The following is a 15541-nucleotide window of genomic DNA, read 5'->3' on the forward strand; positions in this document are numbered from 1 at the left end:
GTGCCGATCCACTCACAACAGACTCCTCATCACATCGGCACTCTCCCAAGGAAAAAAAGCATCCCAATCAAGCAGCCAGTCAAAACTGAAAACAAGAAGGTGAGGTCGCGGAGCATTGGATTTTTCTTGCTCATGCACCTAACCAGCAACGCCCCGAAAAGCGCACCGATCAACATGCAGCCGATGAAAACGACCACTTTAATCTTGAGGTCGGACATGGCCATGACAGCATGTGATACCGAAGGATCAGCGAAAGTATATGAAACTGGGGCAACGATGAGTGCAAGAACGAGAGCGGAATTTTTCATTCAATTTGAGCAGCCGTCTGCTCCCCCTACTTTTGAAGCAAAAAATATATCTCGTACCCCCGAAGTCGGTTCCTGCTTTCAGCCAAGATTTGCGCCCGAATTTAACGACACCCCTTAGCGCTTGGGATTAACCGTGAATGAGGGAAGCTGAACTCATTGCAAACACGGAGTTTAGCCAAGTGAATCAGCAAATAGCCCAAATCCTCCACCTCGGCCGCATCCGCCGGAACCCGAAAATCGACCCCCGTAAAGGCCGTAAGAAGTCCGCTTATGAGCAACTGGTGCGTTCGATCAGTGCCAAGGGCATCATCCAGCCGATTCTGGTCAGGCCAGTCAGTGATGACCCGAACTACGACCATGAGGTGGTCGCAGGCAACCAGCGCTGGATGGCGGCCCACGACGCGAGCTTGATCGAGGTTCCCGCCCTGATCCGTCCCATGAGCGATCAGGAGGCGCGTTTGATCGCAGCCTTGGAGAACCAAATACGAGCAGACCTGACGCCAATCGAAGAAGCTCAGCATGCCGTAATTTTGTTGGAGGACATGGCCAACGACCATTCGGAGGTTATGAAGGCCTTGGATTGGTCTAGAACCAAGCTCGACAGCCGCCTACTGCTGGCCCATGCCTGTGATGAGGTGGCCGATGCCTTGCTGGAGGAGCAAATCAAGATTGGGCATGCTGAATTGCTTTGCCGTCTCCCCGCCTCCGATCAAGCGGGCATTCTGTTGAAGATCATTGAGAAGAACTACTCAGTCGAGCAGACCAGAGCACGCCTGTTAGAGCTGACGCGGGATGTTTCGACTGCACGCTTTGACACCACGGAATGCCGCAGTTGCATCCACAACTCGGGCGCGAATGCTGATTTGTTCGAGGCAAGCCTTGGGGCGTCTCGCTGCCAGAACTCGGTCTGCTGGAACCGGAAAACCGAGCAGCTAATTTCAGTTCGTTTGATTGAGGCGCAAGAGGAGCATGCGGTGGTTCACAGCGAGCTGAATCTCGCCAAGGACTCATACGTTAAGCTCGTCGCACGCGGTGAGGATGGTGTAGGAGAGCAACAGGCAGCGGCATGCGCTACCTGTGCAAGCTTCGGCGCAGTGGTCATGGTGTCGAGGGGGCGCGAGGGCGATGTGATAGGTGGCATGTGCTTCAACAAGCCTTGCCACAAGGAGAAAACCGCCGCGTACAAAATCGCCCTAACCTCCTTATCGAATACAGCACCAGCCACAGTTCTCGGGACCACTGCCGGAGGTAAACCGGCCAAGCCGAAGGCCGCAAGCGCTAAGCCCACCCAGGTGAAGAAGTCGATACGCCGTGTAGCCTTCGACCTCTACGCACGCATGAGCAAGCAAGCCGTCCTCAATGACCGCTCGCTAGCGTTGGCAGTAGCCATCGTCAGCATGTACTTCGAGATGCGCAGCGACCTCAAGAGCGAGGTGCGCGCACCGATGGAGAAGGCCATGGGCGTCACAAGCTCCCTGATGCCAACGGCCCGCGCCGATGCCGAGATTCGGCTTGCGCAGCTCGGAGAGGAAAAACTCCTCACGTTTATGGGAAGCATGGCTGCCGCCTCGCTATTTCGCACTGATAGCGCAGACGCATTTGAGAAGTCTGTTTCGGGTGCGCAGTCGCTCAAATTCATGGAGTACGCCCAACTCGATCCGACCAAAGGTTTCACGATGAACCAGACCTACCTCAAGGCTCAGGTTAAGGCGGGCATCATCGAAGATTGCAAGCGTTCAGGCTTTGCCACTGCCTACAACGAGGTGAAGGGCGAAAAGGCGTTTGAGGGGCTGACCACTGGCAAGGCAAGCGCTCTGATGGACGCAGTGTTGGCCTTCAAAGAGTTCAACTGGTTGGGTTATTTGCCGACTGCGTTAGAACTATCGGTACAGGGCGGGAAAAACCCCGCTCCTCAGCAATCCGAATCGACCCAAGCCTGACAGGGAACATCATCATGCAATCTACGTTTTTTTCCGTTATGGCCGCTGCATTGGCGGGCACTCAACACCGCGTCCATGCCGCAATCGAAAACGCGTCCGCCGACACTTTGAAGGTGATGATTACCGCTGACCTCGGGCCCACTCCTGAAAAGGCATCGGAACCCGAAGTGCAGCTTCGCGCCGCCATTTGCCGCCCGCTGATCTTGGTAGGGAGTGCTTTAGAAATCGAGGAGGCGCTGATGAAGCGCCTCACACAGCAAGTCCAGGCTCTGAATGAGGGTATGAGTCTGCTGGAGCAAATTCGCTCGATTGGCGCGACCGTACAGTCGGTAACAGCCGCGCCAGCTAAAGAGGATGCTGAACCGAGTGACCTTGACACCGAACCAACTGGAACCGATGCACAGGTAGGCGGTAGTTCGGGTGCATCCAGCGACTCAGACGAGCCTAATTTGAACCTCGCAGGCTCTTTCTAGGAGTTGGACTCATGGCACTTATTGAAATTTCTCTCGCCCGCGTTTTCCGCTACGCCGGACGCGACCACGCCGATCCGCAGCCTGACATGCCTGTGACTGACGTGCTGAAACACTTTGCTCGTCAGTTCCCAAAGCTCAACGGAGCGAAAATTATCGACCCCATTGTGGAGAATGACAGCTATGTCTATGAGTTCCGAGACGGCGGATTTGGCGCTAAAGGTTGACCCGCTTGCAGTCCTAAAAGCGTGGGAGCGTGGCGAATTGAATCGCCACCTCCCACCCGGTACAGAACCCGATTGTTTAGACCACCAGCAGAGACAAAGGCTATGGAAGTTGCTCTCCTCCCCCGCCAACCCCGGCACTATCGACTTCCAACTGCCTCGCTGACGCCTTTCAGCCTGCCAAGTGTCGCGTCTGCAATGCGTGATGCGCATGCTCACCTCTTTAACTATGACGGTGCTGAGGTGGTTGATCACCGAGGTCATAGCATGCTGTGCCGGGAGGCGCTGCAAGCTGGTCTGATTGGGGCTAGCGCCATTGAGTGGCTTCGTCAGTACCCAAACAACTATGGGTTGCATCGGCTTACTGGAGAGGTCGTAAGGAGCCTTGGCGCATCATTTCTCATCAGCGATGAAGGGCTTTTTCCACAACGCGCCAGCCTTCTAAATCGGCTGAATACTCCCTACGTCGATCCAGTTGAAACAGCGTCCTATGCCATAGCCGCGATAGACGCGGGGTTAGTCGGCCTAGATGCGCTGGTCCCTCATATTGAAGCTGGCCCTGACGGGGCTGGCAGGATAATGGTGGAGCTGGAGCGTTCCTTGATCAGCCGGGTCAAGCTGCCCGCCGACGTCGAGGACGCGTTCTCCTTCGGAATTCAGGATGGTCATTTCATTCTGGATTCATGCTGCTTCGCTACATTCACAGTCCAAGCGCCAGCAAGCTTGGAACTCCGAGTGCTTCTTTTCAAGACACTCGACGCGATGACACGCCACCTACTGCCGTTCCACACGCCAATGACCTTTTTGGGGCAGTTTAGCTACTTCAATCATGGGCTTTCAGAGACTTTCGAGGAACTGGCCCCGCGTTTGGCCACACACACCAGAGAGGAGCTTTGCGCGTTCTTGTTGGACGATTCGGTCGAGCATGAGGAATACATCGCTGAATATTTCTACTGCAACGGCCAAGATGAGGATGCTGTAAACACGTTAATCGATTCCGTCTACGAGATGGACGAGTTGAAACAGTTAGCAGGAGCCGCCCTCAGTCAGGGAGATAGGACTGAAATTTTGGAGCTATACGAGCAGGCACGGCAAATCAGTGAGCGCGATGACGAGCACCGCACGCTCGTGCAAGTGTTGCTTGAAGCCTTGCATCATTGCCTGGAGCAGGATGCAAGTGAATCACTCAAGGGGTTCCACCCCTCTGATTTCCCAGGCACAGCCAGTGATGGCGTAACCCTTTTCGAGAGCATTCTGGTTCGCCTCACTAGGGATTTCCCAAATCTGGAGCAGAGTAGCAATGACGGATTTGATGGCATCGTCGGCGGCTCTGGCTTCCCAGCCATCGGATTACCGCTGAACCCTGAGCAACTGCGATCCGTCACCCTACCAGTTCTAGATGCGCTATCTCTGACCTTGGGTCTGTTGCAGCGAATCGCCGACGCTTTAGAGGAATGCTGTAATGCTGAGTGAAAATGTTTCGAGTAAGGCCATGCTGATACACCACCACAGTCAGACTGGCGTGGTTTCCGTCACAAGTCATAGCGTCATCCCGCTAGAAGATGGTAAGGCCGGTTTTACGCTTGGCGCTGGCAGGGCCTTTAGCCCCTACGACAAAACAGAACTGGCTGCTTTGCTGTTGAATGAAGATTCGGGGGCAGAATTTCTTCCAGAAAGTTATCTTTTCAGCTCACGCACAGTGTTGACCTGGTACCGCCGCCCCGACCTTCACGATATTCCCTTCCGTGATGAGCGCATCCGCGCCCCGTTGCCGGGGCTAATCTTCATCGCAGCGGCAAATCAATCTTTCCGTTGCTTTGCGTTCAAAGGTAATCAGCGCCCGACACCGGACACAGAACTTTTCTATGCCCCGCTGGGGAACGTGTATCAAGGTGGGACATTCTGCACCGGCAGCGGCAACGTTCCCCGCGATGTTCGACGTGAAAACATTCCGGCATGGGAGAACTTCGTGCTTGAGAGCGAAAACACCCACAGCGGCACGATTGAGCCGGTGGCGGGCTGCCGCTCCTTTGAGGGATTGAAGGAGTTCTATCGAGCACTGAACGAAAAAGGATCGAAGCGATTTCCAGCTTCGAAATTGGTTTCTGCTGGTTCTTACCGTGGCCCGCTGTCGCTTGCGCAGGCTATCAAAGGGGGTGAGTAATGAGCGTTCATCCGATCACAGTTCGACAGTCACCAATCTACAGGACGCCAGCGTCGTGGGTTGAACGCGCACCCCGCATTGTGGTTATAGGAGCGGGCGGCAATGGCAGCGAGGTAGTTGATGCGCTGGCCAGCTTCCATCATGCGCTTCGCTCCCTAGGCCACCCAAAAGGCTTGGATGTCACCGTCATTGACGATGCCATCGTGCGCGAGCCTAACCTCGTGCGTCAGCGTTTCTGGCCGTGCGATTTGGGCCAATACAAGTCAATCAGTTTGGTGAATCGCTACAACCTCATGCTGGGTACTACTTGGGAGGCCTTGCCCTTCCGGTTCCCTAGTCTTGAGAGCAAAGAGGTGATCCGCTATGCCGACTTGATCATTTCCGCCGTTGACCTTTCCTCTGCACGCCGTGCAATTGCCAGCAGCCCTCTCCTATCTCGAAATTGCATGTGGCTTGACCTCGGAAACGAGGCACGCCATGGGCAGGTTGTATTCGGAGCTGCACACGTAGACAAACGAAGCATCTACCCAAACGTAATGGATGCTTACCCTGAAATCGGAACACTCGAAGAAGACACGAAAAAGTCCTGCTCGGTAGCAGAATCCATTCGCTCGCAGGACTGCTTGGTCAACCGGGCAGTTACAACCGCCGGTATGAGTATTGTGTGGGAGTTGCTACGGACGGGTGAGACCGACAAGCACTGGATCACTGTTGATCTGGCGTCCGGATGCCAAAACGCGTTTCCGTTCCCTTCTGTTCCGCAATGCGCCTAAGTCAACTGCCACCGCCTTCGCATTGATCCAGTTGCTGCTCCATCTGCGATATCAGGTCAGCGGCTTTCACTTCGAGCGCTTTGGACAATCTCAAGATCAGGGGAAGCGTGGGGAGACTTTCTCCACGCTCAATTTTTCCCAGGTGCGCACGCTCAACCCCAGCCAGGAGAGCAAGTTTCTCCTGAGCTAGGCCCGATTTTAGGCGTTCTTCGCGCACAACGTTACCGAAAGCTCCTGCTACCCGAGGGTCAAAGCTTGATGTTCCTGCCGGTCGCCCGCGTGTTGGTGGTCGCTTCTCCAAAGACAGAAGCGTTATCGGCAGGAACAATTAAAACCACGTTTAAGAATACCCGCCTCATAAATTACGCTTTGCCCAGAGGGCCAGCGGAGCGGTTTTCTGTTCACACTCCCATGGTTAGGATTACCAATTATGACTCACGTTGACCCCTCCGTACCTAAGCACTTGGCAGAGCTTTATCAGGAGCTGAACGCATCGAGAACTACCCTGCGGGGACTGATCGAGGCTGAGGGCTCCGGCATCCATTACCGGACGCTGGATCAGCTTGATCGCTTGATTGCGGAGATATTTTTCCCACTGGAGTTTGTTGTTTACAGTGAAGAAAAAATTGGCACATCGAATGACCCCGCGCCTTTTACTCCACCTGGATATGCATGGAGAGTTGTTGGCCGTGAGGGCGACATCAGGACTCTCCGCTGTGATGAAACCGGGCAGGAAGCATCCATTTCGATTGAAAGAGCCATTACCGACTTCGCTTTGGTGCCCACGCATCTGCCGAAAACCTACTTTCCCGACCTTGAACTCACCCCGGCAGAACTGAAGGGGAAATATACGCTACGGGGCAGCGATCACCCTTTCTTGAGCAATTATCAGTAGCTTCAAGCTGCGCGCAATAACCAGACCGAGCTTGGATACTGGCAGTGGGTTGTGGCTCAGCTTTCGACGTTGCACCGAGACTCGCTTAGCTAAAAATTGCGCTGAATTCAGCGCCAGCCTAAATCAAACAAGAGCGATCCCATCCAGGAGGAGCGATTCCACTGGATGTCGATCGCTAATCTCCTTCATAACTTCACCCGACATACTCAAACTGCTAACCCTCCTCCGCCCATTTCTTGGGATTTCCCTGCGCCTTCGTAGGCTGACTCTGTATGCACCAGGTAGGTGCTCTGAGGACAGCCCATGAACCGATTATTCTCCAGCGCTCACCAGTTCGATGACCAGGTAGTAATTCCGGTACTGGGTCAGCAGCTCAGTCTGCAGGGGTTCGAGCAGGAGCCTAAGGTACTGGCCGAAGGAACATATTTCGATGCTCCTTCAGTGGATCTGGACAGCTACAACCACGTTATTGTTTGCGTGTCTGGCAAGGACAGCATTGCTTGCCTACTGGCGTTAATTGAACAGGGTGTGGATCTGCGACGTGTTGAACTCTGGCACCACCGCGTGGATGGTGCAGAGGGCAGCACGCTCATGGACTGGGCCTTCAATGACAGTTTCATCGAGAAGTTCGCAGAGGCCTTCAATCTCCCACTCTATTTCTCGTGGTTACAGGGCGGTATCGAGGGGGAAATGCTCAAGATGAACGCTTATTCCAGGCCCCATATGGTCGAAACCCCAGGCGGTATTATCTGTTTGGATCGGGATATTTCACGAACATCACCTGCGACCCGCCGGCGCTTTCCTCAACAAAGCGCCAACCTGGCGACACGCTGGTGTAGCTCTGCTGCCAAGATCGACGTGGGCCGCCGGGCAATCACCAACCAGGAGCGTTTCCTCGGTAGCAAGACGCTGTTTGTTACCGGCGAGCGCCGTTCTGAGTCGAGCAACCGCAGCAAGTACAACCAGCTGGAGCCTCACGCCGTCGACCATCGCAAGGGGCGCCTGGGCCGTCACGTAGATGCTTGGCGACCTGTGCTGCACTACAGCGAACAACAGGTGTGGGATCTACTAGCTCACCACCGCGTAGAGGCCCCAGTCCCATACCGCTTGGGCTGGGGACGTTCAAGCTGCATGACCTGCATTTACAACTCACCAAAAATATGGGCCACCATCAAAAAATATTTCCCTGAACGCATCACTCCCATAGCAGGTTACGAGGATGAGTTCGGCTGCACTATCAGCCGGCAGAAAATCAACGTGGTGGACCTCTCAGTAACCGCGGAGGCCTTCGATATCGCAGATCTAGAAGCACTTGGCCAGGCTCGACAGCGCGAGTACGTGCTGCCGATATTCACGCCGGAGGGTAAAACTTGGCAGTTGCCAGCGGGTGCATTTGTTACCGAGGGGTGCGGCTCCGTTTAGACCCCTGCTCCAGGGCCTCCTCCTGATTTTTCGGCCATCCTCATGCCGTTGGGATTTTCGATCTCGGCCGTACCTTGAATCCACCAGCTCCAATGAGGAGCAGGATTCAAGCACGGAGCTTGTCATGCAGCAATTCGATGTCGATCTGTTCTCTTCCGCTGGCGTCCAAGAGATGCCAGTCAATGTTGTTCGCGGGCCTGAAAAGACCTTGGCCGAGAAGATTGCCGGGGCGGTCGACGCTGTGAAGCGCGTCGTGCGGGCCGACAAGCAGCCTGTTTTGGCGTGGAGTGGCGGCAAAGACTCAAGCGTTACGCTGAACATCGCGTTCACTGCAATCCGCGAGCTGGCCACCGAAGGTTTCGCGGTGCCAACCTTGAACGTCATGCACTCCGACACCCGAATGGAAAACCCGGTGATCCACTGCTACAACCAGAGCCAGATGCAGCAAATGCAGGCCTACGCTAAGGCTGCCGGCGTCGAGTCGAAGGTAACCTCGTCCTTGTGCGCTTGGGTTTTGGCCTTGGCCAATTCGGCCGGATCTGCAGCGCTGACGATGGTTGCGACTACACCGTACTTGCGGCCCTGGTCGCGGTAGAACTTGAACAGTTCAAGTTCAGAGGGGGTCAGCATGGCGAAAATTCGGCCATCCAAAGCTAGCGCAATTTCTATGCTTAGCGCCTGCTTTAAATCGGGATCGCCTTTGGGATCAATGGGCAACCCATCCGGCCCAGTGATCCTGACTTGCGGGTAGCAATCCAGCATCACAATTCTCCCTTAGCGGATGCAAAATTAGCGCCTTTGTACGCACCTGGCCCGGCTTTTGAGGGCCGGGGCGTGGGCTTACCTAACTACTTTGACGCTCGTTAAACAGGATGGGGCTCGGAGTGGAGATTAGCGAGCTTATACCTCTTAATGTTTAAGCACTGGGCTTCGACCATGGGTTGTTTTCTTCCTCGCTGAGGATTTAAGGCTTAGGACCACGATCGCTTGGTTTAGGTGCACGCGCCACTAGCCTATGCTCATCATCTTGCCGATTTAACTGCCAGTTACCGGCAGGCGCTGGTCGGGCTGACGGCTTTGCTGGCTTAGCAGGCACTGAAGGCTTTACCTGCACATTGCCCGAGTGCAATTTGAGACCAGGACGACTGGCAGGTAGCGGGGTATTCAATCTAGACGTAGCTAAGGCGGTGTCTACATTAGACTTAGCAGATGTAGGGGCGAATGCTTTCGGGTCCATACTAAATCTTTCAGCCAGAGCGAAAGCCATTCTGTGGCTGATCGCAAGTCTGCCGTTGAGCACCTTAGATACAGCTGCCTTGTCGCCAATTTCTGGCAAATCCGAACCTGTGAGCTGCTGAGTTTCTATCAAGTCTTTGAGCAGCTGTACTGGAGAAGTTGTGGCTGTGAAAGATTCGTTGAAGGCCTTGAACTGCTCACCGTCCCGCTCGTAAGCGAGAATAGCGTCCTCGAGCTCGACCAGAATCTGCTCCTCATACTTGTTGAGGTCATGCCCGTCAGTCAACTCATCAAGCAGCACCGAAGCGCGTGCGTAGTCCGCAGCGTCATTAATTCCGTTGACGAACTGACCGCTCAGCTGCTCGAGAAGCATTTGGAGATCTACGAGCGCAGCGCGCACGGTCTGCGAATTCTCAAGAACAGTGATCATGGTTTGATTCCTCGTTTGTTGCTGGCATACCACTCTGTAGCCTTGTCGTAGTCAGCATGGGTGTAAATGTGCTTCACATAAAGCTTTTGCCTAACGTAGTTAACGCCTGCAATCAGCCTCAGATTGTTCCCACCAATATCAATTACTACCCAACAGTCATCAGCGCGATACTTGAACAGATCGATGGTGTGACCGAATATTTTTTCCAGATCCGCGTAGCTTTTTGGCTCTGCCTCCGTAAGCAATCTGAGACATCTTCGAAGCCCGCTCTGATCATTCGGGTAGCGTTTCTCGGCATCTTGAAACCGCTGCTTGAGCAATACGTCCATGGACTTTCCTAACATTTAGGATCAAGAATACTCCAGTTGTGTATTTTGACAACTCTTATTTTGATCAACGCTCAGCTTTAGACCCGGCGTTAAGGGGACCGGTAGAAATAACGGGCAAAATCGCACGCTAAGCATTCGGCCAGTGACTGAAGCAACGCGGATCAGGTGCTTGAATTGTCTAGGGAGAAGGGACTGGCGCCGAGGGAGTGGCGTACGGTATCGATGTCAAGATTGCACGGGAATCGTGCTCGATCCGGAGTGAGTCAGGCCGGGGCCTCCTGACAAAGGTATCAGCAGGCCCCACCTGGTGATTACGTAAAATCAGAGGATTCCCGGTGGCTGTCCCACCCCCGCCACCATTCGTTGTGCTTCCAGAAATGTTCAGCGTAGGGGTTGGTATCGCTGTCGTTGCCGGCCGCAGCAGCGGCATAACCCTCGTCGTAGGGGAGCTGCTCGGATACCGACCAGGAATGGATCAACCAACCATCAACCTCACACTTCGCCTTTATGGCTTCAAAGCTCTCGCCAGAAACCCTATCGAGCAGCTCTAAGTGAGGGCGGTATGTCGGCCCGTTGGCCTCAGTGCGGGTCAGCTCAAGAGATTGTTTGATCATTACTCAATGTTTTCCCGTTACTTCAAACGCAGTGCATCAGGCGGAGGCAGGTCGCGATAAAGCTGACCGTTACTGAGTTGCAGCGTTACGCAATCGGGCACCATCGTTACGATGATGCCGGGGCCGTCGAGCTGGCCCTCGGGGATGTCCCAGCCCTCAATGGTGCTGGGCATAAGCTCGTACAGTTCATCGGTCTTCAAGTCGCGCAGAACCCACGTTTTGTTGCCGGTCATGCCTTTATTGCTGACCACGTGAAGCTCAGTTCGCAAACCCTGCGGGAGCTGCGGCAACTGATCGGTTTTATCACTCATTGGCTCGTTCCTTTGTTGGACGCGAAACCCGCATCCTGATACCGACAAAGGCCCTTTCGGGCCGGTTGTGCGCAGCGTTTTCCGTCAACTGAGTGGCTTGTTGGTAGAGCTGGTTTTCCAGCCCTTCCAGTTGAACCGGATGGTTCCCACCAAAGGAAACATCACGACAAAGGCGATGAAGGCAAACAAGCCCCTGGCAGGCATCCCATAAAACCAGCCAGCCGTGGCAAGACCGCCTAATCAGCCCTTCAACACCCCCGCATCATTCGGACACGTCGGCTCAGGCGTGGTCTCGAACAACTCCTTGACCCAGCGCTCGGCGGCGGTGTACCAGGCAACGCTGGAATACGCGATCTGTTTCTGTGCCTCTTCCGATCCATTGGCCGCGGCTTTGCGCAACCAGAGCTGTCGCTGCTTTTGATCCAAGGGGATATCCCCTTGCCCAAATCCGTACGCGTAGCTCAGCGCGTACTGTGCGGGGGCATAGTTATGTTGGGCCGACTGGCATAGCCAATATCCGGCTTTGCGATCGTCGCTGCTGTAGCGCGCGTCCCATTCATCGAGTTGCCCACCAGCCAAGGCGAAGGAGTCCTCGACGCCTCGGTCGGCGCTCCAATAGAGCTTGCTTAAAGCGAACTGGGCTTCAGCATTGCCATTTTCGGCCGCCATTTCGTAAAAGTACATGGCGCTTTTCACGTCCTGCTTGACGCCGGTTCCCTTTAAATAGCTGGCGGCAAGCTCCATTTTCGCCAGATCCAGACCGTGCTTGGTGGCGAGCCTCAGATACTTAATCATTTTCTTATGGTCGGGTTCGCCTAACAGGCCATCACGGTAAATGATCGCGATCTCGAAGGCCGCGCGGTCGTTGCCCAGCTCCGCAGCCATGCCATACCAGCGTATGGCGCCGGGATAATCCTGTCGGATGTAATAGGTGTAGCCCAGATTAAAAGCTGCGGAAATATCGCCTTCCTCGGCCTTTTTGGTCAGCGCAATTTCCTGCTCATAGCCATCGGCAGCCTCGACCGTGAAAGGCAGTGCGTCGTCGGCTTGAACCGCATGCGCGGTCAGGGAAGTGAAGCCGAGAGTCACATAGAGCAACCAGCGTGGATAGCTTGTCATAAGCAACGTCCTTGTAAAGGTGGGTACCACGGCGGAGTCGTGATCAGTTCCCGATCATTCTGCACATATCGGGCAAAAAGAAGTCGATTATAGTTTTCACCGCTGTTTCGTCGTCGCATCAAGGTTCGAGATGTTGAGCAGCGCAGCGGAGGCTGGTTGTGCATATCGATGAGAGCGACACCGAGGTTTTGCGCCTGCGGCTTTGTGACGGCTAGAGCTCGGGGTAAAGCGGTCGATTTTTCCGTGCTATTTAATCTTGCTGCTCTGGACCTCGACCGAGGCAAGAAGCTCGCATAACACGCGATCTAGGTGCGGCGCGAGCTTCAGCACATCAGTATCTATGGCTTGGGTGGAATTTGCTTCATAAGGGTATCGAGTGCCGACAAACAACTTCGAACACAACATGATCCAATTCTCTAGCGGAAAACCAGGGGACAACCGATCCGAGGTTGCACGCAATTGGTTGGCCAAATCCACCGGAATGGCTTTGTAGAGTTCAAACAGATCATGCCTGTTCCCAGGCAATCCGATAGCCAATCGGAGGTGCCCTTCAGGCTCGTCCTCAGTCCTCGGAGAACGAGGGTCTGCCTCTACGAGAAATGACTTAAGGTACAGTTCCGACGCGAGAGCTGAGGTCATCGCTGCTGGCCAATACAGAGCTACTTCACCATTAGAAGCACTCTGTTCAAGCAGCAGAGAAGCCCTCAAAAAAGTACGTGCTTCCTCTATCACCCAAGAGCTAGGCAGAGACTCGTAATCCATTTCTTTTTTCCTACTCAATCCGGCTGAAGATCAGGCCTGCTTTCTTGGCCTCTTCGCGGCAAGCCCTGTAACCATCCGAGGGATACGCAGTCCACTGGGAGGGCGCGCAAAACCCCTGACGCCGGTCCACGGATCGAAACTGCGCATGCCAGCCATCGCTACGGTCGAAAACCCAGTCGACTAGCCCGGTAGCCTGAAACTGGTCGTATGTGACGTCGATGATGAAATCTCCCACCTCAAACCATGCGTGGGTTGCACCTTTTCTCAGCTTTGGGTGGCGAATGCCGCAAACGTACTCACCCTCATATTGGAGCGTTTCCCAAACGACGCGACCTACGATGTCAGAAGCGACACCGCATGCGCCTGAAGGAAATCCGTTGAAGGTTGAACCCTTGGCATCAACTAGGCTCATGAGCCCGACCCGGCATGCTAGGGCCACCTTTTCAAGCTCCATCCTGATCGTTGTCATAATCGAATTCCTACATAAACACGGTGTCAGTGAGGGTCTTGCTTCCATCGGCGCCGATGGTGGTCATCCGCATCCGTGCCCCCTCGCCACCGCGCAATTCAAACCCTTCGGGTGGATCGATCAGAAACCCGGCTGTGCGGGTGCTTGGGTCGCCAAGACCGTAGACCGGATTTTCACCTTCGGCGCTGGGCGTCACATTGCCAAAGCACGGCAACACCGCCTCAATTTCTTCAGGGGTCAGCGGCAGGTACATGTTATTGGCGTGCTGCACCAGTTCACCGTTGCAGTGCCGCAGCAGGTAAATATCAGACCCGAAAATGCCTTGGCGGCTGCGGATCTGCACAACGTAGCCGATCAGATTTACCAGTGGTGCAGGGCCTGGGCCAGTCCGCACGTATTGACCGAACACCGGCAATTGATCCTGGGCACCGGCAAACATGGTTGTGGCCCGCTCTTCCCAGTCAGCCGATTGAAGTACACGGGAGAACACCTCTTGATAATCTGGCTTTGCGCGATCCATGTTTTTTCCTGCTCGATCATGAGGGCCGAAAGTGGCCCTGCTCCTACTGCCTCGGCCCGGCATTGCTGGGCTTGGGAGTACCTGGGCGAATTCCTAGGACTTCGCACTGGTTGTGTAGCCCATGAACCGAGCAGCTGCTTTCAGCCTCTCGATGAAGGCTTGAATGTCCACATCGTCTTTGCCAACGGGCCAACGTGTATTTGCTATGTAGTTAGCGACCGCATCCAAAATAAGCTCCCGTACCTCGGTATCACCCCAGCCGTAAGAAGCCAGCTTTCCCCGTTGCAGCGGGTACAGTGAAAGGATATTGCTCAACTCATCAGTGGACAGCTGAATCCCCGACTGTTCAGAGACGTAACCGACAGCGCCCGAAAGAGCTGACTCATTTGGAACCGCTGAAGCGTTAGCCAAGGCAAACTCCATACGGGCTTTTTGTGAGTCCATGTAGCCTTCCAATAGCCAATCTTCGGACTTCACAGCGAATTTAGCCGGTTCAAGTACCCACATTGAGAAAAGCCTCATCCTGCGAACGCAAAACCACGTCGCTTCTACGCACTTGGCCCCACGTTCGACGGCGGGGCTTGGGTGTACTTGGGCGTTTTCCTTGAACGGTTGAAGCTCCAACTTACTTATCGTAAGCAGCCATTGCGGAGGCGGGGAATGCGACGTTATGCGCGAGGTCACAGATGTAGCGCTTCCACTCCTGCCAACAGGGTGTACCTCCGTCAGCCTGGATAATAAGTTCTGCTTCGTGGTGACAAGCCTTGCCGTCAATGCTGCCCTTATGGACGTGAAGGGCTTTCAAACGCTCACCATCTGGACGAAAATTGTCAAAGACAACAGCTGCTTTGCTAGCGTCTTGAATGCGCTCGTTGCATACATCACAAAACAGGATCGGGCAGCTTTGACCGTCGACCATTTGAATCTCAATCATCGTATTTCTCCCCTGCTACTCAATCAGTACTTGAATGCGAGCCAGTACGTCGTCCATCACCACCTCGGGGACCGACTCCACGCGCTTACCGCTTCGAGCTTCAAGGTCAACGGTGCGGATTTGATTGCACAGCACCACGCCTTGCGTCTCGGTGCCTGAACCGCTCAGTGGCACGGCAAAACCGGCGTAACGGGCAAAGTCACCGCCTTGAGTGATGGGCGCAATCAGGACCAAGCCCGAGACGTTAAAGGCCGAAGGCGAAATGACCAACGCCGGACGAAAATCGCCTTGCTGCTCACGGCCAGCGGTGGGGTTCAGATTCAGACGCACAATGTCGCCACGGTTGAATTTTGCACGCCTCACGCTTCACGCCCTACGGCTGGCATGGCATCCCAATCGGCCATCTCGGCAGGCTCCGGGGCGGTCAAATCGCACTGCGCCATCAGCTCGGCCAGCGCATAATGCGGCTTGGCTTTCGCAGGCTTGAGAGTCATTACCTCGGCGGACACATCGAGTTTCAGTACATCGCCGCTGACCAGATTCATCATCTTGAGCACGGTTGCCGGCAGGCGTATCGCCGCGCTATTGCCCCACTGTTGAACTTTGACGTCCATAATCACC

The 15541-nt window shown here is 54.7% G+C and carries 22 protein-coding genes; 9 read left to right on the plus strand and 13 right to left on the minus strand.

Going from position 1 to position 15541, the window contains the following annotated elements; genetic code table 11:
- Positions 1–29: 29 nt before the first annotated feature.
- Entirely contained in the window at positions 30–308 is a 279-nt protein-coding gene (locus A7J50_RS29350) for a hypothetical protein (protein ID WP_156526329.1), read from the minus strand.
- Positions 309–487: 179 nt separating this feature from the next.
- Here A7J50_RS29350 and A7J50_RS29355 point away from each other — a divergent pair, with 179 nt between their 5' ends.
- The 6 genes from A7J50_RS29355 to A7J50_RS29380 all read left to right on the plus strand — a co-directional run bounded on the left by A7J50_RS29355 (position 488) and on the right by A7J50_RS29380 (position 5879).
- Positions 488–2248: a PRTRC system ParB family protein gene (locus tag A7J50_RS29355; protein WP_082896014.1), complete on the plus strand. Its 1761-nt coding sequence runs from the start codon at positions 488–490 to the stop codon at positions 2246–2248.
- 14 nt (positions 2249–2262) lie between these two features.
- Positions 2263–2721 carry a hypothetical protein gene (locus A7J50_RS29360; protein ID WP_064455036.1) on the plus strand — a complete coding sequence of 153 codons (459 nt, stop codon included), beginning with the start codon at positions 2263–2265 and terminating at the stop codon, positions 2719–2721.
- A gap of 11 nt (positions 2722–2732) precedes the next feature.
- Positions 2733–2945 (plus strand): PRTRC system protein C, encoded by a 213-nt coding sequence (locus A7J50_RS29365; RefSeq protein WP_064455037.1) that lies wholly within the window; start codon positions 2733–2735, stop codon positions 2943–2945.
- Positions 2946–3047: 102 nt separating this feature from the next.
- The gene (locus A7J50_RS29370; protein WP_064455038.1) at positions 3048–4415 is read left to right on the plus strand and encodes a hypothetical protein; all 1368 of its coding nucleotides are present in this window, start codon (positions 3048–3050) and stop codon (positions 4413–4415) included.
- Entirely contained in the window at positions 4405–5106 is a 702-nt protein-coding gene (locus A7J50_RS29375; RefSeq protein WP_064455039.1) for a PRTRC system protein B, read from the plus strand. Before A7J50_RS29370 ends, A7J50_RS29375 begins: the two co-directional genes overlap by 11 nt.
- Positions 5106–5879 carry a PRTRC system ThiF family protein gene (locus tag A7J50_RS29380; protein WP_064455040.1) on the plus strand — a complete coding sequence of 258 codons (774 nt, stop codon included), beginning with the start codon at positions 5106–5108 and terminating at the stop codon, positions 5877–5879. The genes A7J50_RS29375 and A7J50_RS29380 overlap by 1 nt, the downstream gene beginning before the upstream one ends.
- Position 5880: 1 nt before the next feature.
- On the opposite strand, the gene A7J50_RS29385 is transcribed toward A7J50_RS29380, so the two are convergent.
- Positions 5881–6207 carry a helix-turn-helix transcriptional regulator gene (locus A7J50_RS29385; protein WP_335711417.1) on the minus strand — a complete coding sequence of 109 codons (327 nt, stop codon included), beginning with the start codon at positions 6205–6207 and terminating at the stop codon, positions 5881–5883.
- Positions 6208–6309: 102 nt separating this feature from the next.
- Here A7J50_RS29385 and A7J50_RS29390 point away from each other — a divergent pair, with 102 nt between their 5' ends.
- The 3 genes from A7J50_RS29390 (at position 6310) to A7J50_RS29400 (ending at position 8791) form a co-directional block, all read left to right on the plus strand.
- Positions 6310–6774: a hypothetical protein gene (locus tag A7J50_RS29390; protein WP_064455041.1), complete on the plus strand. Its 465-nt coding sequence runs from the start codon at positions 6310–6312 to the stop codon at positions 6772–6774.
- A gap of 303 nt (positions 6775–7077) precedes the next feature.
- Positions 7078–8196 carry a phosphoadenosine phosphosulfate reductase family protein gene (locus tag A7J50_RS29395; RefSeq protein ID WP_064455042.1) on the plus strand — a complete coding sequence of 373 codons (1119 nt, stop codon included), beginning with the start codon at positions 7078–7080 and terminating at the stop codon, positions 8194–8196.
- A gap of 124 nt (positions 8197–8320) precedes the next feature.
- Positions 8321–8791 (plus strand): hypothetical protein, encoded by a 471-nt coding sequence (locus A7J50_RS29400; RefSeq protein WP_064455043.1) that lies wholly within the window; start codon positions 8321–8323, stop codon positions 8789–8791.
- A 369-nt stretch (positions 8792–9160) separates the two neighbouring features.
- Here the strand turns inward: A7J50_RS29400 and A7J50_RS32035 are convergent, their stop codons facing one another.
- From A7J50_RS32035 to A7J50_RS29460, 11 genes are all read right to left on the minus strand, one after another.
- The gene (locus A7J50_RS32035; RefSeq protein WP_237140932.1) at positions 9161–9862 is read right to left on the minus strand and encodes a helix-turn-helix domain-containing protein; all 702 of its coding nucleotides are present in this window, start codon (positions 9860–9862) and stop codon (positions 9161–9163) included.
- On the minus strand, positions 9859–10191 hold the full coding sequence (locus A7J50_RS29410; RefSeq protein WP_064455044.1) for a type II toxin-antitoxin system HigB family toxin: 333 nt from the start codon (positions 10189–10191) through the stop codon (positions 9859–9861). Before A7J50_RS29410 ends, A7J50_RS32035 begins: the two co-directional genes overlap by 4 nt.
- Positions 10192–10502: 311 nt before the next feature.
- The gene (locus A7J50_RS29415) at positions 10503–10805 is read right to left on the minus strand and encodes a hypothetical protein (RefSeq protein WP_064455045.1); all 303 of its coding nucleotides are present in this window, start codon (positions 10803–10805) and stop codon (positions 10503–10505) included.
- A 17-nt stretch (positions 10806–10822) separates the two neighbouring features.
- Positions 10823–11116 (minus strand): DUF5440 family protein, encoded by a 294-nt coding sequence (locus tag A7J50_RS29420; RefSeq protein ID WP_064455046.1) that lies wholly within the window; start codon positions 11114–11116, stop codon positions 10823–10825.
- A 240-nt stretch (positions 11117–11356) separates the two neighbouring features.
- Positions 11357–12235, minus strand: coding sequence for a tetratricopeptide repeat protein (locus tag A7J50_RS29425; protein WP_064455047.1), 879 nt, complete (start codon positions 12233–12235; stop codon positions 11357–11359).
- Positions 12236–13007: 772 nt separating this feature from the next.
- A complete protein-coding gene (locus A7J50_RS29435; RefSeq protein WP_064455049.1) occupies positions 13008–13466 on the minus strand; it encodes a hypothetical protein in 459 nt (152 codons plus the stop codon).
- A 10-nt stretch (positions 13467–13476) separates the two neighbouring features.
- The gene (locus A7J50_RS29440) at positions 13477–13986 is read right to left on the minus strand and encodes a hypothetical protein (protein ID WP_064455050.1); all 510 of its coding nucleotides are present in this window, start codon (positions 13984–13986) and stop codon (positions 13477–13479) included.
- Positions 13987–14079: 93 nt separating this feature from the next.
- A complete protein-coding gene (locus A7J50_RS29445) occupies positions 14080–14493 on the minus strand; it encodes a hypothetical protein (protein WP_064455051.1) in 414 nt (137 codons plus the stop codon).
- A 118-nt stretch (positions 14494–14611) separates the two neighbouring features.
- Complete coding sequence (locus tag A7J50_RS29450; protein ID WP_064455052.1) at positions 14612–14920, minus strand: hypothetical protein; 309 nt, start codon at positions 14918–14920, stop codon at positions 14612–14614.
- A gap of 15 nt (positions 14921–14935) precedes the next feature.
- On the minus strand, positions 14936–15283 hold the full coding sequence (locus A7J50_RS29455) for a type II toxin-antitoxin system ChpB family toxin (protein ID WP_064455053.1): 348 nt from the start codon (positions 15281–15283) through the stop codon (positions 14936–14938).
- Entirely contained in the window at positions 15280–15534 is a 255-nt protein-coding gene (locus tag A7J50_RS29460; protein WP_064455054.1) for an AbrB/MazE/SpoVT family DNA-binding domain-containing protein, read from the minus strand. The genes A7J50_RS29455 and A7J50_RS29460 overlap by 4 nt, the downstream gene beginning before the upstream one ends.
- Positions 15535–15541 lie beyond the last annotated feature (7 nt).

The sequence above is a fragment of the Pseudomonas antarctica genome (assembly GCF_001647715.1).
Lineage (GTDB): Bacteria > Pseudomonadota > Gammaproteobacteria > Pseudomonadales > Pseudomonadaceae > Aquipseudomonas > Aquipseudomonas antarctica_A.